The following is a 23,687-nucleotide window of genomic DNA, read 5'->3' on the forward strand; positions in this document are numbered from 1 at the left end:
CATACACTCCTCTTATTTTATAGGGTTGAAATTTTCATCATAAATATTAAATTCATCATCTTTAAGTTTCTGTTGATTTTTATAATCTTTATATAGGTAATAAAGCAATATTGCTGCTGCTACACCTATTAAAGAAGGAAGACCACTTATTGCTATCGATAAACCGATTAATCCAATAATTGTCCAGATGATTTTCATAAAAATCGAATCTGTTTTCATAAACTTTTTAAAACCGAAATATGTGATTACTAACCCAAGTGCTAACGTAATCAAGCCACCTAAATTCGCTAAAGCAACTCCAATTAATATTAGTACGAGGATAAAAGTTAAGAACTTCTTCATGACCTCGTCGCCTCCTTTCAACTTATACTCTTATCTTATACAAGTTTTTATATTGGAATAATGGCCTGAGGAATGGTTTTATATCAGACTTAAGAAGTAGAAAAGCAAGACAAACAAAAAACCAGATCAATTTGGATAATCCATTGATCTGGTTTTGACTAAAAATTGGGGAGTTTAACTCCAGCTTTTAATTGTAATAGTTGTGATACCGTTACAAACTGATAGCCTTGCTTTTGAAGAGCCGGTAAGATTTGTTTCAGTGCTGCGATTGTTTGACTACGGTCCCCACCGTGATCATGAAAAAGAACAATATCTCCATTTCTAGTATCTTTTAGTACATTTGATACGATTTTATATACTCCAGGATTTTGCCAATCAAATGTATCCTGATGCCAAGACCACATAACAGTTAAATAGCCAAGATCATGCACTGTATTTATCGAACGCTCACTATAGTAACCAAATGGAGGTCTAAATAATACTGGCTCGACATGAGTTGCCGCTATAATTGCATCATGAGTTTTATGTAATTGATCTCTTATTTGTTCATCAGTTAAATACTGAAGTCTAGCATGCGTAAATGTATGATTCGCAACTTCATGACCTTCTTTTATTTCTCTCAATGCAACTTCAGGAAATTTCGCAACTCTCTCACCGACTAAAAAAAATGTTGCTTTAGCATTATACTTCTTTAACAAATCTAAAACTTCTGGGGTATATTCATCATTCGGCCCATCATCAAATGTAATTGCTAATACCTTCTCTTTTACAGGTACTTCCCAAATAGCAGTACCTTGTTTTTCGTAGTAATATCGATTTTTACTTTCAGCTGATACATCAATAGAACTGTTAAAAATAAATTGGAAACTAAAAATAAATAAAAGGATAACTTTTAACTGTTTCAAAGCCAGGACCTTCCTTTTACGCAGAATACTTATATCATGTCTCTAAACTATTCTTTTATGTACACTTCTCAACTTTTTAAAAGTACTGCATCTTAACTGACTGTTTCATTTGTATTTTATCAATCTTTTCTGGTGATATCGTATTCATCAAAATCATTCGCTATATATGTATTATTAAAGATTTCATATGCTTCATCTAATAATTTTTTTGAAGCTTCTCCTTGATATCTTGCACTAATATGTGTTAAATAGAGGGTTTTAATTCCCTCACACTTAGCAACATTTGCAATTTGAGTACTTGTAGTATGGAAATAATCATATGCATGAGTTGTTTCATCATCTGCAAAGGTTGATTCATGCACTAATACATCCATACCTCTTGCAAGTAGATTACTTTTATCAGTTATGCGAGTATCTCCTGCTATTGCAATGCGTCGACCTTTTTTTGAAGGCCCAATAAAATCCTTACCATTTAAAATTCTTCCATCTTCTAAAGTTACTGTTTTCCCTTCTTTAAGGAATTTATAAACTGGCCCTGGTTTTACATCAATCTTCTTCAATTCCTCTACGTTCAATTCTCCAGGTAAATCCTTTTCAATAATTTGATAACCAAATGATTGAATTCCATGTTCAAGTTCAACTGCTTGAACAATAAATTGGTCATCTTCAAAAACAATACCTTCAGTAGTTTCAACATAATGAATCGGATATTTTAAATAAGTACCACTAATCTTAAAGCTAGTCTCTACATATTCTTTTATTCCTTTAGGTCCATAGATTGTTAATAAATCTTCTCCACCTAAAAAAGTTCTACTACTTAATAATCCAGGTAATCCAAAGATATGATCACCATGGCAATGAGTAATAAAAATTTTCTCGATTCGTCGTGGCCGAATTGGCGTATGTAATATTTGGTGCTGTGTTGCTTCACCACAATCGAAAAGCCAAGTCGCCCCTCTTTCTTCTAAAAGCTGTAATGCAATACTTGTTACATTCCTACCTTTTGATGGCATTCCTGCTCCCGTTCCTAAAAATACAAGCTTCACGTTAATGCCTCCATCTTAATTCATTTCTAATTGTTACAGTACCACTTGTATATTAAATTGCCAACACTTTAAAGAATGATTTATGAATTGATTGGGAAATTTACACAATAGAGCTTAGTTTTTTAAATTTAATTTATGGAGGAAAACAATGCGAAGACGTTTTTTCCAAATCACCACAATCTCATTAATTGCTTGCCTTACTTTGACCAGCTGTGCTAATCGAAATAATAATATAAGTGCATCAGAGAAAGAAAAAGAAAAAGATTTTAAAATTGGAATTGTTATGGGTAAAACTGAAATTCACGATAAAGGATTTAACCAAGCAGTTTGGGATGGGATTATTGAAACTGGAAAGAAACATGGTTGGAAGGAAAAGAAAAATTATGTAAAAACTGATGCCCCAACAGACAAAGCAGCAAAAAAAGAATTAATGAAGTATGCAAAGAAAAATTATGATTTAACTTTTGGAATTGGCTATTCATTTCAAAAAGCCATCTCTGAAGTTGCGAGTAAAGAAAAGAAATCAGACTTTGTCATCATTGACGGGATTGTAGAAAAACCAAATGTCGTAAGTGTTACCTATCGTGAAGAGCAATCAGCATTCCTCGCTGGTATTGCAGCAGCGATGAACACTAAAACGCATAAGATTGGATTTATCGGTGGTACAAAAGATCCATTTATAAAAAGGTTTGAATACGGATTTAAAGCAGGTATTATGTCCGTCGATCCAAAAATAAAAGTATTGACGGAATTTGCAAATTCATTTGATAAACCTGCAGATGGAAGTAAATTAGCAAAATCCTTATACAATGATAAAGGTGTAGATATAATTTTCCAAGTAGCAGGTAAAACAGGATTAGGTGTATTTACTGAAGCTAAAAAATTAAAGAAAAATGGTAAAAAGGTTTGGGTAATTGGTGTTGACCGGGATCAATATAAACAAGGATTACCGGAAAATGTCACTTTAACATCAGCGATTAAACGAATTGATAAAGGCGTAGATGAAGTAATAACAAAGAAATTAAAAGGGAACTTTCAAGGTGGACGCATTTTGCGATGGGGCATAAAAGAAAATGGCGTTGATCTTGCAAAAACAGATAAGAATTTAAATAAAGACACAAAAGAACAAGTTGATTTATATAAAGCCAACATAAGAACAGGACATATCGAAGTACCAGAAACAAAAAAAGATTTTGAAAACTTCTCTCCTACAAAGCCTGAAAAAGCAGAAATTAAAAAGAAAAAAGTAAAAATTGGTAAATAAAAAAATCTTGTCCAATTATATGAATATTCTGCATATAGTATAGTACCAACAAAAAAAGTTAGGTGTGATACTATGTCAATTCGAGATTTCATATTACTCTTCTATTGTTTTATTATCTTTTTATCTGTACCAATCGGATATAGGTATGTTTCAAAGAAAACAAAAGAAACTGGACAATTTTTACCATTTTTAGTAGTATCGCTTGCCATTGTTTTAGCAGACGGAATCCTTTCAATTTTAGTTTGGTCACTATTTACATCACAAATGGATACATTCATGTATATAGGTGGATTGATAACTGGTATGATTTTCACATCAATTTGTGGCCTATTACTATTATCCGTTTTACTTTTAAGAAGAAAATATTTTTTAAACTCATTTGTTGATCTTAACACTGCTAGAATCGAAACGAATCCACCACCTGATGATCATTCTAACAATGATTTTAAGAAATAGAGCTCTCGTGCTCTATTTCTTTTTTACTTGTAGAACAGTTATTCCCTTAAAAAAGTTTCGTATTTCGAAGCTAATAAATTGAGATTTAGTTCTAATTTTGTTTATACTTTCTTTAATTGATTTAGGAGGTTTCATAATGAAAGTTACAATTTATTCGGACTATGTATGTCCGTTTTGCTATTTAGGAAAAAAACCACTTGAGGACGCTCTAAAGGAAGTTAGCGATGTAGAGCTTGAATGGAAACCATTCCAATTAAGACCTGAGGGAGCTGAACCATTAAGTCCAAATAGTTCTTATATCCAACAAGGATGGAAATTCGGTGTTCAACCACTTGCTCAAAAGCTTGGTGTTGAGATGATTTTACCAACTATGGATCCCCATCCTTCAACTAAAAAAGCTCATCGAGGCTTTTTATTCGCAGAGGAAAATGGAAAAGGCGCTGAATATGCCCAAGCAGTTTTAGCAGACTTTTGGACAGAAGGCAAAGAAATTGGTGATGTAAACGTACTTGCAGATATCGCTGAAAAACTTGGCTTAGACCGTTCTCAATTCATTGAAACTGTTTCAAATACAAAGTATGACTCATCGATCAAAAACCCTAATTTTATTAATGCAGTACCAACTTTTATAATTGGTGATCAAGTTTTACAAGGTGTTCAAAGTAAAGAAGCATTTATACAAGCTTTAAACAACCAAAAACTAGTTGAGCAGTCTTCATTAAGCTGCGACATTGATGGAAACTGTTAATAATCTGTAATCAAAAAGGATGTCCCTTAAGTTTGTTTTCATTACTAACATATGGGACATTCTTTTTAATTTTAAAAAATCATCTGGGGAAAATAATTTTTTGATTCATTTTTATAACCAGTTCTCTATCAAGAACAAACAAACATAAAAAACTAATTATTTCCCTGCTACACTAACTTGACTCCAATCAATCACAAACGGATTACCAGTTAAACTTTTTCTTACTTCAGTAACAATACTCATTTGCTTTTTTACAACTTCTGATTGAATTACTTTTTCTCCATCCCCACTACCATCATAATACAACGGCTTCTTCTCCATAATGTCACCACCATTACTTATTAATAATTTATATTCTCTTTCTATGTCGAAATTCCCTTTTTAAACTTGGTAATTCACAAAACTTTTTACTCAAAAATTAACTTCCAATGAGCAATTTGTAGTGCCTCAATCTTCTTAAAATAAGAACATCGTATCTATTTCTTTAATTATTTAATTTTTCTTACTATAATTACAATATAAATCTATTTTGAAAGGTGTTTTTCTCATGATAAAAGTTGGTATTATTGGCCTTGGCGCAATTGGCCAAAGATTAATTCCTTTATTTTCAAACCACCAAGAAACAAAAATAGTAGCAATATGTGACACATTGGCAGAAAGAGTTCAAGAAACAAGTAGCCAATTCGAATCAGTTTTAACCTTTACAAATCATCTTGAGATGCTTGAAAATGTTGAACTTGATCTCGTTTATGTTACTGTACCTCCTAAATATCACTATTCGGTAGTATCTGATGTAATCGCAAAAGGAATTAATGTTCTTTGTGAAAAGCCTTTGGCAAATTCAACAGAGGAAGCTCTAGGACTTTATACTCAAGCGAAAGAAAAAGGTATTTTTCATGCTATGAACTTTCCATTAAATTACAATGTCGGTAGTAAGTCTTTTGCTAGCCTTATTCGTTCAGGATATGTTGGTGACTTAAGAAGAATCGAATTAAAGATGCGTTTTCCAAATTGGCCGAGACTATGGCAACAAAATGAATGGGTTGCTACAAAAGAACAAGGAGGTTACGTACTAGAGGTTGGTGTGCATTATATTCAACAAATTCAAAAGATTTTTGGTGACATGAAAGTCAATACGAAACATATACAATATCCCGCTGACCCTCTTGCATCCGAAAATGGCATTATCGCCTTTTTAGAATTAGAAGATGGTACTCCTGTATTAATAGATGGATTAAGCCAAATTGCAGGTGAAGAAGAGATTAAATTTACAGCATACGGTTCGAAAGGAACTCTTTCTTTAGTGAACTGGGCTAATTTAGAAGGAGGAAAAATCGGCGAGCCAATTAGGCAAATTGAAGCCGATCAATCTTTAGATGATTCATTAATTAATCATTTAGTAAAAGCTCTAAAAGGTGAAGAAGCAACAATCATAGATTTCTCAGAAGGCTACAAAGCACAAGTAGTTTTAGAAGCATTAAGAGGATAAATTTATACATAAAGGTAAAGGTGCCTCTCTTAAGAGAAGCACCTTTCAGACTATTGACAAACGCTCGCTTTCTTCCTTGCTTCGCCTGACTGCGGTGTTCATTACCGTTCTAAGGTAACTCCGCGCCTCGAAAGACAAGCGCTTGCAATCAGTCTGATCATCAAGTTTTTAGGATTTGGCAACAAACTTAAAGGTGCTCTCTTAATTGAGAAGCACCTTTTAAAACGCTTTAAAAGATCGTTTTTATTTTACCGGAATCCAAATTTCAGTATAATAATCTTCACTAAATGGATTTCCTTCTGGATAAAGTTCAAATTCCGGGATTCCTGCATGTGAATAGCCGCTTGAAGGAAACCATTCCGAAAAAATCTTCTTCCATGCTGATTGCATTGCGTGCGGCATTGCTCCGTGAACACCAAATACAGCCCATTTTGATGCAGGAATTTCATGATGATAAAAAGCTTCTGGTGCATCTCCTTCGTATTCGGTTGCAACCCAATATTCTAGTAGATTTTTTGATTTTTGCTCCTCGCTCATCATACAAACACCTAAAACACCTTTAATGTCACCATTGTTAATTTCGTACAACCGATCACTCGTACCATTTTCATTAACCTCTTCCCACATTTTTGGAATCAGTTGCTGTTGTTGATCGTTTAAATAAGAAAACTCTTTTTTCACTCCAACTACTTGAAAAGCACTTTTTTCAACAATATTAAATTGCATTGGTTCTGCTCCCTTCAAACTCACCTGAATAACGAGGCGGTTATATGATTTTAAATTACCGATAAACTTTCTTGCTTCACTTGGGGTTACACCATGCTGTCTTCGGAACGCTTTTGCAAAAGCCTCAGGAGAGTCATACCTATATTTCAAGGCAATGTCAATTATTTTAAGATCAGTCGTTGTTAATTCATTGGCCGCTAATGTCAATCTTCTTCGTCTTATATATTCAGCTATATTAATATCAGTTAAAATTGAAAATGTTCGCTGAAAATGAAAAACAGATGAATTAGCTTGTTTAGATATTTCTTCAATTGTTAACTCGTTTAATAAATTGTCCTCAATATAATCAATTGCCTTTTGTAATGATTCAATCCAAGCCATATGACTCCTCCCTTAATTACATCTTAAGAAGTTAAAATTATTCAGTCCTGTCTTTTTATGCTCTTTTGTGACAGATAAAAATCATTTAGCCCCTTTTCGATCAGCCATCGATAAAATGACAATTGTACTAATAATACATAGGCTACCAATCCAGTCTAGCATTTCAAAATTTACTCTTAACCAAATTACTGATAGTACAGCTGCGGATAATGGTTCCACACAATGCAAGTAAACTAGATTCAGAAGCATGAATATACTTTGAAGAATCGTGAATACGAATCTGCGAGGTTTTTCAGTCAGGATTGAAGAGCAATACTGTCAACTTCTTTGAGCCATACTAATTCTTTTTTCAACTTTGTTAATTTAGCAGAACAAGAATTGTACATTAATCCTTTGCCAGTTTCTTTGTATGTGTCGTTCCATTGTTCTAAAAAGTAATTGACTGTGCTACAGTTCCTGATATCCCCCATAATATTACCGCAGTTAATACGAGCATAATCCCCTTCGTTCTAGAATTAGATAGGGCAATCTTATCTGCACTCATTTTTACTCCCTCTACTAAAAACAACAAATCAAATTAAGTTAATAGAAAAATCGTACCTAAATATTCAGAATATATCAATCAAAAATCTTTTAATTTTCAACAATTAGATTAATTGTGTTTAGAAATTGCTTAATTGGAAAAATTGAACATATATGATTTTGTATTAATTGATTTAGGAGACAAGACTATGAAAGAGTTATATGAATGTATCATAGTAGGGGGAGGTTTCGCAGGTTTACAGGCATCAATTCAGCTTGGTCGATACAAAAGGAAGGTACTCGTAATTGACTCAAATTATGGGCGTTCTACATTATGTAAAACATATCGTAATATTTTAGGTTGGCCAAATAGTATAAGTGGACAAAAGCTAAGACAACTTGGAAGAAATCACGCTGAAGATTATGGTGTATCATTCACCCAAGATAAAGTAATAAGTATACAAAACGTAAACAATCAATTCTTATTGGAGACGGACGCAGGAAAATCTTATTCTGCCAAAACAGTCTTATTAGCAACTGGGCTAATCGATCGAATTCCTCAAATTAAAAACCTAGTCGACTGTCTTGGATCGACAATTTTTGTTTGTCCAGACTGTGACGGATACGAAATAGTAAATAAAAGTGTTTTAATACTTGGATCTGGAAATGTTGGTGCAAATCTTGCAATAACATTAGCTTATTGGTCAAAACAAATAACTTATATTAATCACGACGGACATGACCTTGATTCCAAATTAAATGACCAACTACAGAAAATTGGAATTCACTATCGAAAAGAAAAAATTAAGGAAGTTCTAAAAGAAGACGATTCCACTTTTAAAGGAATTTGTTTACAAAGTGGTAAAATAATTTATGGCGACCGAGCTTTTATTGGTTTTGGTGGAAATGAAGTACAAAATAATCTGGCTATTCAACTAGGAGTAAATCTTTTAAATAATAAGCATGTTATTGTAGACCCGCGGACAAAGGAGACGAATGTTCCAAATGTATGGGCAGCTGGCGATTTAGTAGCCCATTCCCAACAAGTCACAATAGCAATGGGCGATGGTACTCAAGCGGCTGTTTGGATTCAAAAGAGATTATTAGAATTGAATGAAAAAGATTCATAAATAACTTTCAAAGACAATCGATTTGATCCCCCATCTTTTAGCCTTTACACAGCACACGTTAAAACTTCCCTACCCATACTTACCATTCTCTAACAAAATTACTATTTAAGTTCAATAAAAAAAGTATTACATCATTTAATGAAGTAATACTTTTTGGTGTTTTCGCTTAACAATGTTTTAGTAAAATACTTTGATTAGTGTATACATTGTGATGATTGCTAAAATAAACACTAAAATTGGTAATAATATTCGGATAAAAGTCGAAGGGATTCGATATCTTCTATAAGTATCCTCTATACAAATAATACATAGTAAATAAATCAATCCTGATATGATTGCTCTAGCTAAATCAAAATGCCCAACTGATTTAATTGTGTGATTAAAATGCTGAAATATATAAAATTGTACGAGATTAAAAATTAAAAATAATAAAAAATAATAAAATACACTTAATATGTAAGTACTAAATTTTATTTTTTCACGCTCTATATTTTGACGCTTTCTAATAAAGCGCTTCTTATGTCGCTCTTTCCTCGGTATAAATTGTTCATCCATTTTAGTACATCCTTAGTTTAAAAATTGAATTATTTAAATCAAATTCTTACCTATATTGTACATAAACATTCCATTATTTAAAAATTTATAATACTTCTCTACAAAATTTGCTTCAAATTAATTAATCATAAAAATAATTATACCAAATTTCGTTGAATATACTTACTATTTTTTTCCAAAAAAATATAAAAAAAGTGCACTTAGATCGAATCTGAGTACACTTTTTCACGCTGTTGAAAAACAACCTTGTCAATTAAACCATCAAATTTTCGTAAAAGGAGTAGAGTGATGTTGATTTCCACTACAGGATGCTCGCTTTCCATGGGGCGAGATTCTTTAACCTCCTCGGCTAGCCTGCGGGGTCTCAGGCTTCCCGCTTATCCCATAGGAGTCGAGCACCCCTTTCGTTCCAATCAACTTATTAATCAAAAAAAGTCTGCCATAAATCCTAATCAAATAGCCTTTACTTAGAGTATACTAACAATTGTTTATTAATCAGTTTGTATGTCAATTAATATCGAACATTAATTAATTAATTAATTATTGGAATCATAAAATTGCTCAAACATATTAACATTTAAAACAATTAATAGATTAACCCAAAAATGATAATTACATCATTAATAAATGTTAATTTAATATCCGTCATAGGATCTTAGCCCTTCTGCATATCTCATAGGAGTCTTAGGAGTATGACAACATCTTCATTTTAGTTTTACATATCATAAACCTTTTATGAGTATGGTATTTTCTTATTTTTTATTGTTTTACTTCCTCATGAACCCTTCATGAGTTACCTTTTTTCTTCTTTTTGCTGTTTCAATTACTGATGAACATTTCATAAGTTCACAAAGAAAGTGTACTAAGAACAGTCTAGTACACCTTCTCTGCCTTATTTTTTATATTGCGTGTAAATATGAATTGCATCTCTTAAAAATTCAGCAGTTCCAGGCTGTTCTTTATCGTAATGTGCTCTAAAGCGCTCATCGTCAACATACATTTGTGCTAAACCCGCGTGCGCTTCCTTACTATATTTATTCCAATAAAATGTTAACCATTGTTTATGCAAATCAGCTGCTTTTTGTGCAATTTCACTTGATGGATCACCCGTTTTAAATGCTTCAGCTAATGTTTTTTCTAATTCGTCAGCAAGTCGCGTTACTTCTTTATGATCTTCTTCTGTCATATTCATTACTTTTTGATTTGCTTTATTAACAGCTTCATCCCCATATTTTTCACGTGCTTCTTTTCCATATTTCTTTTCATTTTCTTCGATCATATCTTTCTTAAAGCCTTCAAATTTTTCTTTATTCGACATTGTCATTCTCCCCTCTGCTAGAGCAATTGACTTTTCAACATTTGAAATTAATAAATCTAATTGCTTTCTTTTATCAAGAAGCTGCTCATGATGCTCGTTTAATGCCTTGGCACTATTAAAATCAGGTGATGTAATAATTTCTTTTATGTTTTCTAAATTCATGCCTAGTTCTCTATAAAATAAGATTTGTTGTAAGCGATCTACTTCCGCTTGACCATAAATCCGATATCCTGATGAGTTAATTCTTGCCGGCTTAAGAATTCCAATTTCATCATAGTATCTTAAAGTCCTAGTGCTGATTCCTGCTAGAAGTCCAAGCTTTTGTACTGTATATTCCATGGCGATTACCTCCTGACTTCTTTACAATACACCTTTACGCAACGTTAAAGTCAATTCTATATTTTATATTTTTTTTGAATTTTTTTAAAAAAGAAAGCTATTCATTCCAGGGGCACAAAAAAATCCCCTCTTCTATAGGGGATTACAGTGTAGACAATCTACAATATAAATTATTTACCTGTAAATACTTTCATACCATTTATACCATCAAATGGTTTTCCACCAGGAGCGTGTAAATGACGAACTGCTAGTTTAAATCGCTTATTTGAAGGTATTTCTTGTTTAAAAGTTAACAAGAACGAATTGTTATCTCCTTGTACCTTCGTAATTGTAACTTGGTTATTTGATAATGCATTCCTTGCATTAAATTGGCTCTTGCTTCCTAGTGATGCAATGCCGGTAGGGATTTTATCAGATAAACTTTGAATCCAATATACTGAAGCGTTTGTTCCTAAATCAATATCAACTTGTGAATCAAACGTTACTAGGATCTGATTCGTTGAAACTTGAAAAATATCAGTTAGTTTAGGAATTTGTTTAACAATGTGATTTGGCTTAAATCCTTCAATTTGTAAAAAATCCTTTTTGGTAGTAGCATTTACCTGCTTATTACCTGGAAGAATAGAAGACATTACAATCAGTAAAATCACAATCTTATAAAAAAATTTCATTATAATCTGCCTCCCGATATGTATATATAACAATTTTATAATTTGATGATTTGGCAAAATATATACTTAGATTTTTTTAATTTTATTAGTTTTTCTTCAAATAGTAGTTACCACTTCTTTAGATTGAAAAAGAGGCCTACTTTTATCTGAATAACGCTAATTAGATAAAAAAATTGATTTATATCTAAAATAATGGCAAACTATCTATAAGACTTAAGAGAGAATTATAGGTGTAATTATGATTGAAATTAAAACTTCTACGTTGAGTGACGGTGAATTTAACCGAGGTGTCTTTGCAACACGTGATATTGCAAAAGGTGAGCTAATACATGAGGCGCCTGTTATTTCTTACCCGAACGAGGAACATGAGCATATCGAGAAAACTTTATTAGCTGACTATGCATTTGAATATGGTATTAATCATTCAGCTATTCTTCTAGGATACGGAATGCTATTCAACCATTCTTATGATGCAAATGCGACTTACGATATTAACTTTGATAATCACACATTTGATTTTTTCGCTTACAAAGACATTAAAGCTGGCGAAGAAATTTTGATTAATTATAATGGCGAAGTAGATAATATGGATCCGCTTTGGTTTAATAAAGATTATGAAGAAGTTATGAGCAAAGAAAAAGAGAAAGAAAAAGAAACCAATTAATTGGTTTCTTTTTTTTTAAAGATTAATGGCACCATAAATTAATGCACCAAGTACTACAAAAGCCGGATGAATTTTAAATTTTTCCATTAAGAAAAATGTACAAACTGCAATAAAAATTACTTGGAATGCTCCAATATCATGAAACGAATCAGAAAATGATTGATATGTAAGTACGCCTAATAGTACTACAATTGTCGGTTTTACATACGCTGTCATCCTCTTCACTCGAATTGAGTCACGATTTTTATGAAGTAATCCAATTAAAAAAATCATTAGTAATAAAGAAGGGATTACCGTTGCAAAGACTGCTATAAAGGATCCAAAGATTCCTCCAATTTTGTATCCAATATATCCAGCCATTTTAGTTGCGATTGGCCCTGGTAAGGCATTCCCCATGGCAAACGCTTCATGAAATTCTTGTTGAGTTAACCAATGATTTCGTGTAACAACATCATTTTGAATTAATGGGATCGTAGCAGGCCCACCGCCATATCCTAAAAGATTCGTGAAAAGAAATGAAAGAAATAATTTCCAATAAATCATTCGTTTGTACTCCCCTTCCTCGTCTTTTGTTCATTTGAGGAAGTTGCCTTTACTGGCTGGCAGATTGCAAATACTAGTAAACCACCAATTATGATCGCTGGATGTATGTGTAAAAATTGAATTAGAAACAATCCAACAACTAAATGAATTAATATTGTTGGTGTTTTCAATCCTTTTTTTGAACTTTGATAAAATTGCCATGTTAATACACCTAACATTACTCCTACGACAGGTACAATTGATTCTTTCATCCCATTAACCCATTTTATATCTTTAAAAGACGTTAATGATGTTAAAAGTATAATCATTAAAATAATCGTCGGTAAGATGGTTGCAACGATTGCATTAAGCATTCCGATTATACCACCAATACGATAACCGATATAACCTGCTAATTTTGTATTGATTGGACCTGGGAGCATATTCCCTATTGCTAATATTTCAGAAAACTCTTCGTCCTTCATCCATTTATATGTATCGACAACTTCTTTATAAACGAGAGGAATCGTAGATGGTCCTCCACCATATCCTAAAATACTACTTCGAAAAAACGCGATGAATATATCCAATTGTTTCATTAAATCAATTCCTTTTCTTATTTACCAACTTGCTATACAACCGTCCGTTCTTGATTCTGTACCACCCATTAAAACGCCCGTATCTTCATTTCTCCAAATAATTTGGCCTCGTCCGAAACTTCCAGTATCCTTTGCAACCTTAATTTCATGACCTTTAGCCTGTAATTCTTTTATAATCTCTTGAGGAAAATTAGGTTCGACTTCAACAATTTTCCCTTCAATCCATTGCCATCTTGGAGCATCTAAGGTTTCTTGTGGATTTAAATGAAAATCAATACTATTCATGATTACTTGAACATGACCTTGAGGCTGCATATAACCACCCATTACACCGAATGGTCCAACTGCTTTATTATTTTTTGTTAAAAATGCCGGAATAATCGTATGATATGATTTTTTTCCACCAATTAAAGCATTGGCATGATTTTCATTTAAGCTAAAATCATAACCCCTATTTTGCAATCCAATCCCAGTTCCAGGAATTACAATACCTGACCCAAAACCCATATAATTACTTTGAATAAAGGAAACCATGTTTCCATCTCCATCAGCTGTTGCTAAATAAACAGTGCCTCCACTAGGCGGTCTTCCTGGTAATGGTGTTTGAGCAGTTTCCGTGATTTCTAAAAAGCGTTCTTTTCCATATTCATCACTTAATAGACTTTCAACTGAAGTCTTCATAAACTTTCGATCTGTTACATATTCCTTTCCGCAAGTAAAAGCTAACTTCATTGCTTCAAATTGTTTATGATATGTCATTACGTTCTCTTTGTCATCATACAGATCATTTTTCAATATATTTAACGCCATCAGAGCGACAATTCCTTGACCATTAGGTGGAATTTCCCACACATCATAGCCTCTGTAATTTATACTAATTGGATCTACCCATTCCGGTTTAAAGGACTCTAAATCTTCTTTAGTTAAAAAACCACCATATTGATTTGATGAAGCAATAATTTTATCTGCAATTTCACCTTTATAAAAATCTTTTCCATTTGTTTCTGCTATTTTTTCTAAAGTTATTGCATGATCCAGTGACGACCAGATTTCTCCTACTTCAGGAGCTCTTCCTTTTGGAGCAAACGTATCAAACCAAGCAGCAAACTCCTCAGAGTTTAACTCCTTTTTGTATATTTCATAAGCCTTTTTCCAAAACTTACCTAAAGTAGGTGAAATCGGAAAACCTTCACGAGCATATTCAATTGCAGGTTGTAGCACTTCCTTTAACGAAAGCCTGCCAAATCGATTCGATAATTCTACCCAACCAGCAGGAGCCCCAGGGACGGTTATTGGTATCCAGCCATATTTAGGCATTTTTTCATACCCTAAATTTTTTACTTTTTCGATCGATATATTTTTAGGTGCTGGTCCACTTGAATCTAAACCGTATAACTTTTCGTTCATCCAAACTAATGCAAAAGCATCTCCACCAATACCGTTTGAAGTTGGCTCTACTACTGTTAGACATGCAGCTGTAGCGATTGCTGCATCTACTGCATTACCACCTTTTTTTAAAATATCTAGGCCCGCTTGTGCAGCCAATGGTTGGGAAGTAGCGACCATACCATTTCTAGCATAAACCACATTACGATGTGATGAATAAACATGTTCACTCGTTTTCATTTTTGTATACATACTCTTTCCTCCTTGGCTTTTTTGCAATAGTTCTATTGGATAACAAAATAACTTAATCTTTAAATTCGACAATATTTTAGTAATCCCCTACTTAACTATCAATCTAAATAAAAGAATCTATTAGAATGAATGGCTAATTAACCTAAAAGGCTTAAATTTGGTTATATACATTAGATGCTTGTCCATTTCAAGTAAAAGTTACTTTGAATACTTTATCATTAGGAGGGTCAGTAGCAGATAAAACGCAATAAATTTCTGTAAAACCTCTAAAACTTTATAAAAGAAAGGAGGAAACGTTGCCTAATTGTTTGCTAAGAAACAGTAAATCAACTATGTAGGATTCGTTGTATCCGAATTTACGCACTTGGAGTGTTAGACCAAACGAGAGTAGCTTCTGCAAAATCGGACACGTAGAACACAGGAAGCAAACATCTATTTATATATTTTTATAGATTGTGGCAACGGGATTAATTTAATGTTCAAACTTTATTTAGATCCAGGGCATGGTGGATCTGATTCAGGTGCAGTAGGAAATGGATTAAAGGAAAAAGACCTAACTTTGGATATCGCATTAAGAATAAGAGATTTATTGAATAACTATAATGACGTTGATGTTAGAATGAGCAGATCTACCGACACTGATCGTTCTTTATCTGAACGTACTAACGATGCAAACTCATGGGGTGCCAGCTACTTTTTATCTGTTCATATTAATTCATTTAATACATCAGCATCTGGCTATGAGGATTATATATACGATGGTTTGTCAGATACGTCTACTTCAGCTCAATATCAAAACATTTTACATCCAGAAATCGTAAAGGTAAATGGTCTAACTGATCGTGGTAAAAAGAAAGCTAATTTTCATGTATTACGTGAATCAAATATGCCAGCGATTTTGACTGAAAATGGATTCATTGATAATGCAAGTGATGCTGCAAAACTGAAAGACCCAAATTGGCGTCAAAAAGTAGCTCAAGGGCATGTAAATGGATTAGTAAAAGCATTTAACTTAACGCCTAAGACTAATTCTGAAATGCATAGAGTAATCGTAGATGGAGTACAAGTCGGAGCATATCAAGATGATCAAAATGTACTGAATGCAGTAGAACAGTATCTTCCAACAGCAACTAAAATTATTATTGAGAAAGTTTAAACGGTTATATTAACGAATTAAAGACTGTCTATTTAAAGACCGTCTTTTTTCCGTTCAAAACGAAGGCAACTTAAAAAGACCTTCGATTGAAAGCTCGGCAGCTGTTTACTCTGTAGATTTCAATATATCTAATATATTGGTTGAGTCAATTTTCTTTTTTTGTCTACCTAAACTAATAACTTGTTCTCCATATTTATCTTGCAATTTATGTAATGTTTCAAATAATGGTTCTTGTTTGGCGTCCTTTTCAAAAGAAAATAGGTCCAATTGCTTTGATATTTCATCTTTTGGATTCAGTTGTGATGCAGTTACTCCAATTAAACGTAATGGTTCTCCGTTCCAATTTCTTTTCCATAAATCAAATGCTTCTTTAAAGATTTCATTAGATTGTTGTACAGGTGTAGAAAGTTTTTTGCTTCGATTTATTGTTTTTCGATCACTAAATCGTAGTGTAATTGTCACAGTGTCTGCAACTAAACCTTTCTTAATTAAACGTTCAGCTACTCGTTTAGATAGAGCTTCAAATTTTTCTGCAATCATAGGTTCCTCAAAAACATCAAATGAAAATGTCGTTGATTGGCCAATTGTCTTATGTGAAAGCATACGACTAGGATCGACTTCTCTCTCATCTATTCCATTTGCCTTATTTCTTAAAGATATACCGTTTACACCTAATAATTCTTGAACTTGTTTTTCATTACTTTTTGCTAAATCTTCTATTGTAATAATGCCAATTTCATTTAACTTTTCTTCAGTTTTCTTACCAACTCCATGCATCTCTCCTACTTTTCTTGGCCATAAAATAGTAGGAACATCTCTTTTACGAAGAACAGTAATTCCAAGTGGTTTTTTCATATCTGAAGCTGTTTTCGCAAGAAATTTATTTGGACCAATTCCGATACTGCATGGCATATCCAGATCTTCTAACAACATTGACTGGATTAATTCAGCTATTTTAATTGGATGACCTAGTTTTTCATCACATTCAGTTAGATCAATATAGCCTTCATCAATTGAAGCCACTTCAATTTTAGGACTTATTGCACCTAATTTTTCAAATATTTGCCTTGAGACTTTTCGGTAAGCTTCAAAATTTGGAGTTTTAACAATCATCTCAGGACATTTTTTCCGCGCTTCCCATAATGGCATTGTTGCCCGAATTCCATAAGCTCGCGCTTCATAGCTTGCAGTTACAATAATTCCTCTTCGCTCTTTTTCATTGCCGGCCACAACTACTGGTTTACCTTTTAATGATGGATCATTCGCTATTTCAACTGAAGCAAAAAATGAATTCATATCAACATGTAAAATGACTCTTCCACTCTTTGGTGCCCATTGATTCATTGCTACACCTCCTATGCTAGTATAATATCATTTTTTTATATTTCCTATTTACGTGTATTAATGTTGAATATAGTTAAAACTTATAAAGTTTGAATCAAATCTAACTAATATCTAATTATTATAAACGTTTTTGTAATAAAGGAGAAAAGCTATGCAAAGTAAAATTCAAAAAATATCTACGAATTTATGGTTTGATACACAAGCCGAAGATGCTGTAAATTATTACACTTCTATATTTAAAAATTCAAAAATTGAAAGAATCACTCGTTATGGAAAAGAAAGACATGACCCAAACAGTATGGAGGAAGGAGCTGTTATGACCATCCAATTTAGTTTGGAAGGGCTAGATTTTGTTGCATTGAACGGTGGTCCTCACTTTAAATTTACAGAAGCAATTTCATTCATCGTCCATTGTGACTCACAAGAAGAATTAGATTATTATTGGGAAAAGCTATCAAAGGATGGAGATAAAAATGCACAAGCATGTGGTTGGTTAAAAGACAAATTTGGCGTCTCATGGCAAATTGTTCCGACCATTTTACCTGAATTATTAAATGACTCCAATCCAGAAAAATCTGAACAAGTAATGAAAGCAATTCTCAAAACTAAAAATAAAATCAGTATAAATAACTTAATTGAAGCTTATGAAGGAAACCCCTCTTCGAATTAGAAGAGGGATTTTCATTACCCTTAAGGTTCCAATTTACTTCTCATAAAGAACAAAAAGAGATAAAATAAACCTATCTATATTGTATTTTTTGAAATTAATGGAGGTATTTTCTTTTGAGTAACGAAAATCAATCAATGTATGATTATATAGGGAAAGAAAAATTAGAGGAGCTTGTGGATACTTTTTATTCTTATGTTTCAAAACATGAGAGGCTTTCACCAATATTTCCTGGTGACTGGGAAGAAACAGCACGTAAACAAAAGCTATTTTTAACACAGTTTTTAGGGGGACCACAATATTATAGTATGGAACGTGGTCACCCAAGAATGCGCGCGCGTCATTTGCCATTTCCAATTACAATTGAATTAGCTCATGACTGGTTGGATTGCATGGGAAAAGCTATGGATGATGTCGATTTAGATGAAGAAATTAAAGAGCCATTATTACAACATTTAAGAAATGTTGCTTACCATATGGTAAACCAAGAATAATCTTTAGGGGATATATTATGAGCGAGAGGCCAATAATTTTATTTGATGGTGAATGTATTTTATGCAATGGAGCTGTTCAATTTATTATTAAACACGACCAAAAAGGTTATTTTCATTTTGCCGCTCTACAATCAACCTTTGGTGAAAAGCTTAAGAAGGATCACCCCGAACTTTGTTCAATTGATTCAATTATTCTTTTACAAAATGGAAAAATAAAAATTGAGTCTTCAGCTGCACTTTCTATTGCAAAAAATTTAGAAGGTTGGCCAAAATTTTGCTATGCCTTTATGATAATCCCAAAAACAATACGTGACTATTTATATAGACTGATCGCAAGAAATCGTTTTAAATTCTTTGGAAAAAATGAATCGTGTATGATCCCATCAAAAGAAATTAGGGATCGATTTTATTTATAATGAACAAAATTCTTTTCAATTGAAAGAACCACAAAGGTAAACAGATCCCCCTTGTGGTTCTTTTTAGTTTCCTTTTTTAATTGTTTGAATGACAGCAAGGTCCAGAATTAGCTTTTTATTAGAACTCTTGTTAAAGCGAGCCCAATAAATCCAACACCCATTCCGATTAGCCATCCTGAATGTGGTTCATGTAACAAACTTCCAATTCCACCGCCTAGAAACATACAGCCTACAAAAACGATTCCTCCAATACCAGCACCTCTATTACTCAAAATCTGACCATCCTCTCCAAATAAATATTTCCTATATATTTGTGATTAGATATCTTTTTGTATTTCTCTATTTCTATTTAGATTTCCCCCAAAAAATTCCAGTAATATTTACCAATTTACTAATTTATTAGAATTTTATTACTATTCAACAACAAATTTTATATAATAATATGAGACGTTAAGAATTTTTTTGAAATCATTTATACATTCTTAATAGCATTTTTTAACGTCAGACAATTTTGTTAAATCTTACCCGGAGCGTGATTAATTTGCAGAAGCACAGACGTAGAAACACACCAGCATTTACTGTTTTGGCATACTTTACATTAGTTGCAGGAGTATTTTTGTTTTGTATCGGACTTTACAATGCAGATATGGAATTAAACGAAAAAGGTTATTATATTGCAGTTATGCTGTTAGTAGCAGTAGGCTCAATTTTAACCCAAAAGGTTGTTCGTGATAATGCCGAAGATGATGATATTATCGCTGAGCAAGAAGTTCAATTAAAGATGAAGTTAGATAGTTCTACAAAGAAAGAAACAACTAATTTATAAAAACAAAAAGGGGATCACAAAAAGTATAGTTACTTTTTGTGATCCCCTTCCTTATGATGATAAAGTTTTTATTCCCAAACTCTTTTAAATTTAAAGAATTCTTGAATATAGCCATAAAGTGAAACTGGTGACATAATCATTTGATAGCATAATAAGAAGAATATAAATCCTATACGATTATTTCTTATTCTTAAATTTAAATTGCGGAAAACATAGTTTTTCTGATAAAAATAAAGAATTGAATAACTAATAAATGTCAATGGGAGAACTAATAAAGTCATTGGACCAACAATAATATTGATACCAAAAAACGCTAATATCAATCCAGGAATCCAACAGACAGTGTAAATAAAATCTAAGTAAACCATCACGAGATTAATACCAGTTAAATACTTTGTATAAACTTGTGGTTGTTGCCACGGTTTTATTTCAATCAGTCCTTCAACCATACCTCTAGCCCATCTTGATCTTTGTTTAGCAAAATGACCAAATGTTGTAGGTGCATCGGTAAAGGCTACTGCTAATGGTTCAAAGTATACCTTCCATTGCTTCTGTAAAAGTCTCCATGTTAATACGATATCTTCTCCAATCGCATCTGGCCAACCTTTTACTTCCTTTACACAATCAGTTTTATATAAACTAAAAGCCCCTTGTGCAACAAGTGTTCCTTGATATAATCCCTGAAGTCTTTTTATGGAAGCAATGCCTAAGAAGTAATCCCACTCTTGAATCTTAGTCCAAAATGTTTCGCGACTATTACGAACTAACATTGAGCCAGCTACAGCACAAACATCAGAAGGGCTACTTTTTATTCTTGAAACTAAGTATCTCACTGCAGAAGGATGAATTAATGTATCTGCATCTAGTGTAATGACATATGGTGTTTTTACATACTCCAAGCCTAAATTAAGTGCATGAAACTTACCGGGTTTTGATTGATGTAATAAAGTAATATTTGAATTCAACTCTTTTTTCGCTCTCATTACTTCACGATCTGTACCATCGGTTGAATTATTATTAATAACGATAACGTTTATTTCACCAGTATAATCCTGATTTGCAATATATTTTAACGTATTAAAAATAGCGCCTTCTTCATTATAAGCAGCCACTAATACAGTTACCGAATCAGTTGGAAATTCATTTTTAAAATTCGGTTGTTTATCGAGTAGTAAACTTATGACTAAAAAAGTGCTCATATAGCCCGGTATATATGCAATACCACCTATTATGATGATTGCTACTGGCGTAGTAACAATGTCAGATAAATCGTTTACCCAAGGAATCGATAAATATATTGAAAAAAGTAACCAAGAAAATGAAATAAAATGGCTAAACCAGAATTTCTTATTTACTGTTAAATAATATCGGTTTCCTTTTTTTTGTATAGGAGACAAGTTTGCTTTCAAAAGTCTCCCCCCTTTTTATGAAATTAAATCAATAAAAAACATTATATCACGATAATTTAATTTAATATCCTAACAACTTCTGGTAAAAATGACTTAATTAAAGATTGTTTATAACACTTTCATTACTTAATAATGACCAAAAAAAAAGAACTGAAATACTATCAGTCCTTGATCTAGCCAATATTATTTTTTAAAAGATAATCCTTTCTCTTCCAATGCATTTTTAATTGTCGTAATCGCCTTAGGTCCCATCCCATGTAATTTTAATACTTCCGCCTCACTTAATTGTGTGAAATGCTCCAAATGTAAGTAACCCGCTAAAGTTAGTGCTCTAATAGCAGGTTTAGCTAATCCATTTGGTAGTGAATTTTCACTCATATTAAAACTCCTCCAATTTAAAATTCTGATCAAGCCAACTGAATATATCATTTTTCATACTATTTGTAATCGTATGATTTACATCCTTATATTTAAGAAAATCTATATAATCATTTTGTTTTGTTGCCAACAAATCGAGTTGCCCATCAATTGGAATAACTAAAATCCAGTTCTCCGTGTAAGAATAAAATAGGATTTCTTATCGAACTATTTTTAAATTTAGGATCATATTTTACAAACGTTTCCAATTCCTTATCATTTAATGGTACTCTTCTATCTTTTTTACGAAAATCCTTCTCAGAATAAATATAAGAACTTGATCCATTAATATTAATTAATCCAGCATAATTAGTATTGGAAAAAAACATTCCACTTGCAATAAAACCACCCATTGAACTACCTAACAGAATTGTATTTTCTTTTTGTAAATTAAGCTGATCGATCAATTCATCTTCTTCTTCAATCGTTTCAAATATCGTTTTCCAAAAGTATGTTTGTAAAACCTTTTGATCGAAATGGTTATTACGAGCTTGTCTCGAAATATTTAATTTCGGGAATAACAACTTTAAATCCTAATTCAGATAGCTGATTACCAAGTTGTATTTGTGAATCAATCGTTGAACCCCAACCATGAAACATCATGATTGTTTCTTTCCTACTATATTTAATTTGATTTATCTCAAAAAAATTAATCATTTTCCCCATCTAAATTTCTTTATTTTCTAAATAGTATTAAATTATTCTAATAATAACAAAATTATTTGAATTTTGAATTGCCATATTAAAGAAAATGCTATAAAATACATTTGTTTGTACACAATGATATTATCACAATCTAATTTAAGCGGAAAAAATCGAGGATGTGTATTATTAATGGTTCATCATTTAAACGGATTAATTAGTCACTATGGTTATATTGGCATCATTTTAGCATTAATAGGTGGAATAATAGGTCTGCCATTACCAGATGAAATTCTTTTAACATACGTAGGTTATAATGTATTTCAAGGTAGAATGTCATATTTACCTTCTCTAGCTTGTGCTTTTATCGGAATCATTTGTGGAATCTCATTAAGTTATTTACTCGGATACATATTTGGTTTACCTTTATTAAAAAAATATGGACCAAAAGTTCATATTACAGAGAAAAAAATTGATATCACAAAAAACTTATTCTCAAAATTTGGACCGTATATTCTTATTATAGGATTTTTTATACCTGGAATCAGACATTTAACTGCTTATTTTGCAGCTATTAATAAATATTCCTTTAGAAAATTTGCGACGTTTGCATTTATTGGAGCAATTCTTTGGGGATTCACTTTTATAACATTAGGAAAAATTTTAGGTGAACAATGGGATAAAGTGGCCACTATTTTTGCAAAGTACAGTTTAGTCATGTTTTCAACTGCCTTATTGATTGCAATTTTATTCTTTTTCCTATTTAGAAAACGATTAACTACAAATTAGAGAAGGCTTTTAGAGTCTTGAGAAATACATATGTAATAACACAAAAAAGACGAGACATAATAGTGTCTCGTCTTCTTTTGATAGATAAGTTGATTGGAGCGAATGTTACTCGACTCCCGGTGTAAATCTGAAAATCGCAATTAAATTCCAAAGAATCGCAAATAAATAATTACTCATACTCGTTAAGGTATTAAAGCCAAAAATCGTACAAT

29 protein-coding genes and 1 pseudogene are annotated in these 23,687 nt (G+C 32.3%); 12 read left to right on the forward strand and 18 right to left on the reverse strand.

Features of this window, described 5'->3' with window-relative positions; all coding sequences use genetic code 11:
* Positions 1-12: 12 nt before the first annotated feature.
* The 3 genes from AB1282_RS22105 to rnz form a co-directional block, all read right to left on the reverse strand.
* Positions 13-342, reverse strand: a complete 330-nt coding sequence (locus tag AB1282_RS22105) for a hypothetical protein (protein ID WP_056475344.1) — start codon at positions 340-342, stop codon at positions 13-15.
* A 158-nt stretch (positions 343-500) separates the two neighbouring features.
* Positions 501-1,247 carry a polysaccharide deacetylase family protein gene (locus AB1282_RS22110; RefSeq protein ID WP_286131762.1) on the reverse strand — a complete coding sequence of 249 codons (747 nt, stop codon included), beginning with the start codon at positions 1,245-1,247 and terminating at the stop codon, positions 501-503.
* Positions 1,248-1,366: 119 nt separating this feature from the next.
* Positions 1,367-2,293, reverse strand: coding sequence for a ribonuclease Z (gene rnz / locus AB1282_RS22115; RefSeq protein ID WP_429900437.1), 927 nt, complete (start codon positions 2,291-2,293; stop codon positions 1,367-1,369).
* Positions 2,294-2,441: 148 nt separating this feature from the next.
* On the opposite strand from rnz, the gene AB1282_RS22120 reads away from it, so the two are divergent.
* The 3 genes from AB1282_RS22120 to AB1282_RS22130 all read left to right on the forward strand — a co-directional run bounded on the left by AB1282_RS22120 (position 2,442) and on the right by AB1282_RS22130 (position 4,761).
* Positions 2,442-3,557 (forward strand): BMP family lipoprotein, encoded by a 1,116-nt coding sequence (locus AB1282_RS22120; RefSeq protein ID WP_429900439.1) that lies wholly within the window; start codon positions 2,442-2,444, stop codon positions 3,555-3,557.
* A gap of 72 nt (positions 3,558-3,629) precedes the next feature.
* The gene (locus AB1282_RS22125) at positions 3,630-4,013 is read left to right on the forward strand and encodes a hypothetical protein (RefSeq protein WP_056475336.1); all 384 of its coding nucleotides are present in this window, start codon (positions 3,630-3,632) and stop codon (positions 4,011-4,013) included.
* Between the two features lie 136 nt (positions 4,014-4,149).
* The gene (locus AB1282_RS22130; RefSeq protein ID WP_429900441.1) at positions 4,150-4,761 is read left to right on the forward strand and encodes a DsbA family oxidoreductase; all 612 of its coding nucleotides are present in this window, start codon (positions 4,150-4,152) and stop codon (positions 4,759-4,761) included.
* Between the two features lie 156 nt (positions 4,762-4,917).
* Here the strand turns inward: AB1282_RS22130 and AB1282_RS22135 are convergent, their stop codons facing one another.
* Positions 4,918-5,082, reverse strand: a complete 165-nt coding sequence (locus AB1282_RS22135) for a hypothetical protein (RefSeq protein WP_172795443.1) — start codon at positions 5,080-5,082, stop codon at positions 4,918-4,920.
* A gap of 226 nt (positions 5,083-5,308) precedes the next feature.
* On the opposite strand from AB1282_RS22135, the gene AB1282_RS22140 reads away from it, so the two are divergent.
* Positions 5,309-6,250 carry a Gfo/Idh/MocA family protein gene (locus AB1282_RS22140; protein ID WP_390313131.1) on the forward strand — a complete coding sequence of 314 codons (942 nt, stop codon included), beginning with the start codon at positions 5,309-5,311 and terminating at the stop codon, positions 6,248-6,250.
* Between the two features lie 243 nt (positions 6,251-6,493).
* On the opposite strand, the gene AB1282_RS22145 is transcribed toward AB1282_RS22140, so the two are convergent.
* Both AB1282_RS22145 and AB1282_RS22150 read right to left on the reverse strand, forming a co-directional pair.
* A complete protein-coding gene (locus AB1282_RS22145; RefSeq protein ID WP_056475327.1) occupies positions 6,494-7,357 on the reverse strand; it encodes an AraC family transcriptional regulator in 864 nt (287 codons plus the stop codon).
* Between the two features lie 299 nt (positions 7,358-7,656).
* Positions 7,657-7,797, reverse strand: a pseudogene (locus tag AB1282_RS22150) (IS200/IS605 family element RNA-guided endonuclease TnpB); the annotation flags it as partial.
* Positions 7,798-8,088: 291 nt separating this feature from the next.
* Between AB1282_RS22150 and AB1282_RS22155 the strand changes: the two are divergent.
* Positions 8,089-9,009 (forward strand): NAD(P)/FAD-dependent oxidoreductase, encoded by a 921-nt coding sequence (locus AB1282_RS22155; protein WP_056475325.1) that lies wholly within the window; start codon positions 8,089-8,091, stop codon positions 9,007-9,009.
* Positions 9,010-9,186: 177 nt separating this feature from the next.
* Here AB1282_RS22155 and AB1282_RS22160 read toward each other — a convergent pair whose 3' ends face one another.
* From AB1282_RS22160 to AB1282_RS22170, 3 genes are all read right to left on the reverse strand, one after another.
* A complete protein-coding gene (locus AB1282_RS22160) occupies positions 9,187-9,564 on the reverse strand; it encodes a hypothetical protein (protein WP_056475322.1) in 378 nt (125 codons plus the stop codon).
* Positions 9,565-10,456: 892 nt separating this feature from the next.
* Positions 10,457-11,221: a MerR family transcriptional regulator gene (locus tag AB1282_RS22165; RefSeq protein WP_390313127.1), complete on the reverse strand. Its 765-nt coding sequence runs from the start codon at positions 11,219-11,221 to the stop codon at positions 10,457-10,459.
* A gap of 170 nt (positions 11,222-11,391) precedes the next feature.
* Positions 11,392-11,892 (reverse strand): hypothetical protein, encoded by a 501-nt coding sequence (locus tag AB1282_RS22170; protein WP_056475318.1) that lies wholly within the window; start codon positions 11,890-11,892, stop codon positions 11,392-11,394.
* Between the two features lie 238 nt (positions 11,893-12,130).
* Between AB1282_RS22170 and AB1282_RS22175 the strand changes: the two genes are divergently transcribed.
* Positions 12,131-12,556 (forward strand): SET domain-containing protein, encoded by a 426-nt coding sequence (locus AB1282_RS22175; protein WP_056475314.1) that lies wholly within the window; start codon positions 12,131-12,133, stop codon positions 12,554-12,556.
* Between the two features lie 15 nt (positions 12,557-12,571).
* On the opposite strand, the gene AB1282_RS22180 is transcribed toward AB1282_RS22175, so the two are convergent.
* The 3 genes from AB1282_RS22180 to ggt are packed head-to-tail and all read right to left on the reverse strand — an operon-like array spanning position 12,572 to position 15,315.
* A complete protein-coding gene (locus AB1282_RS22180; RefSeq protein ID WP_056475311.1) occupies positions 12,572-13,099 on the reverse strand; it encodes a chromate transporter in 528 nt (175 codons plus the stop codon).
* On the reverse strand, positions 13,096-13,677 hold the full coding sequence (locus AB1282_RS22185; protein WP_056475307.1) for a chromate transporter: 582 nt from the start codon (positions 13,675-13,677) through the stop codon (positions 13,096-13,098). The genes AB1282_RS22180 and AB1282_RS22185 overlap by 4 nt, the downstream gene beginning before the upstream one ends.
* 21 nt (positions 13,678-13,698) lie before the next feature.
* Positions 13,699-15,315 (reverse strand): gamma-glutamyltransferase, encoded by a 1,617-nt coding sequence (ggt, locus tag AB1282_RS22190; RefSeq protein WP_429900446.1) that lies wholly within the window; start codon positions 15,313-15,315, stop codon positions 13,699-13,701.
* Between the two features lie 475 nt (positions 15,316-15,790).
* Between ggt and AB1282_RS22195 the strand changes: the two genes are divergently transcribed.
* Positions 15,791-16,471, forward strand: coding sequence for an N-acetylmuramoyl-L-alanine amidase family protein (locus AB1282_RS22195; RefSeq protein WP_390313125.1), 681 nt, complete (start codon positions 15,791-15,793; stop codon positions 16,469-16,471).
* Between the two features lie 105 nt (positions 16,472-16,576).
* On the opposite strand, the gene AB1282_RS22200 is transcribed toward AB1282_RS22195, so the two are convergent.
* Entirely contained in the window at positions 16,577-17,815 is a 1,239-nt protein-coding gene (locus AB1282_RS22200) for a DNA polymerase IV (RefSeq protein ID WP_429900448.1), read from the reverse strand.
* A 151-nt stretch (positions 17,816-17,966) separates the two neighbouring features.
* Between AB1282_RS22200 and AB1282_RS22205 the strand changes: the two genes are divergently transcribed.
* The 3 genes from AB1282_RS22205 (at position 17,967) to AB1282_RS22215 (ending at position 19,392) form a co-directional block, all read left to right on the forward strand.
* On the forward strand, positions 17,967-18,485 hold the full coding sequence (locus tag AB1282_RS22205; protein ID WP_056475300.1) for a VOC family protein: 519 nt from the start codon (positions 17,967-17,969) through the stop codon (positions 18,483-18,485).
* Between the two features lie 113 nt (positions 18,486-18,598).
* Positions 18,599-18,976, forward strand: coding sequence for a hypothetical protein (locus AB1282_RS22210; RefSeq protein WP_025672250.1), 378 nt, complete (start codon positions 18,599-18,601; stop codon positions 18,974-18,976).
* A gap of 17 nt (positions 18,977-18,993) precedes the next feature.
* On the forward strand, positions 18,994-19,392 hold the full coding sequence (locus tag AB1282_RS22215) for a thiol-disulfide oxidoreductase DCC family protein (protein WP_056475298.1): 399 nt from the start codon (positions 18,994-18,996) through the stop codon (positions 19,390-19,392).
* Positions 19,393-19,499: 107 nt separating this feature from the next.
* Here the strand turns inward: AB1282_RS22215 and AB1282_RS22220 are convergent, their stop codons facing one another.
* The gene (locus tag AB1282_RS22220; RefSeq protein ID WP_156339732.1) at positions 19,500-19,664 is read right to left on the reverse strand and encodes a hypothetical protein; all 165 of its coding nucleotides are present in this window, start codon (positions 19,662-19,664) and stop codon (positions 19,500-19,502) included.
* Between the two features lie 269 nt (positions 19,665-19,933).
* On the opposite strand from AB1282_RS22220, the gene AB1282_RS22225 reads away from it, so the two are divergent.
* On the forward strand, positions 19,934-20,218 hold the full coding sequence (locus AB1282_RS22225) for a YiaA/YiaB family inner membrane protein (protein WP_056475296.1): 285 nt from the start codon (positions 19,934-19,936) through the stop codon (positions 20,216-20,218).
* 68 nt (positions 20,219-20,286) lie between these two features.
* Here AB1282_RS22225 and AB1282_RS22230 read toward each other — a convergent pair whose 3' ends face one another.
* The 4 genes from AB1282_RS22230 to AB1282_RS22245 form a co-directional block, all read right to left on the reverse strand.
* Positions 20,287-21,627, reverse strand: coding sequence for a glycosyltransferase family 2 protein (locus AB1282_RS22230; protein ID WP_429900451.1), 1,341 nt, complete (start codon positions 21,625-21,627; stop codon positions 20,287-20,289).
* 183 nt (positions 21,628-21,810) lie between these two features.
* The gene (locus tag AB1282_RS22235) at positions 21,811-22,005 is read right to left on the reverse strand and encodes a DNA-binding protein (RefSeq protein ID WP_429900453.1); all 195 of its coding nucleotides are present in this window, start codon (positions 22,003-22,005) and stop codon (positions 21,811-21,813) included.
* A 146-nt stretch (positions 22,006-22,151) separates the two neighbouring features.
* Positions 22,152-22,568, reverse strand: coding sequence for an alpha/beta hydrolase family protein (locus AB1282_RS22240; RefSeq protein WP_429900455.1), 417 nt, complete (start codon positions 22,566-22,568; stop codon positions 22,152-22,154).
* On the reverse strand, positions 22,528-22,701 hold the full coding sequence (locus AB1282_RS22245) for a hypothetical protein (RefSeq protein WP_429900457.1): 174 nt from the start codon (positions 22,699-22,701) through the stop codon (positions 22,528-22,530). The genes AB1282_RS22240 and AB1282_RS22245 overlap by 41 nt, the downstream gene beginning before the upstream one ends.
* A 177-nt stretch (positions 22,702-22,878) precedes the next feature.
* Here AB1282_RS22245 and AB1282_RS22250 point away from each other — a divergent pair, with 177 nt between their 5' ends.
* Entirely contained in the window at positions 22,879-23,475 is a 597-nt protein-coding gene (locus AB1282_RS22250) for a DedA family protein (protein ID WP_056475284.1), read from the forward strand.
* Positions 23,476-23,687: the final 212 nt, after the last annotated feature.

The sequence above is a fragment of the Gottfriedia sp. S16(2024) genome, assembly GCF_050473765.1.
Taxonomy (GTDB): Bacteria; Bacillota; Bacilli; order Bacillales; family Bacillaceae_G; genus Gottfriedia.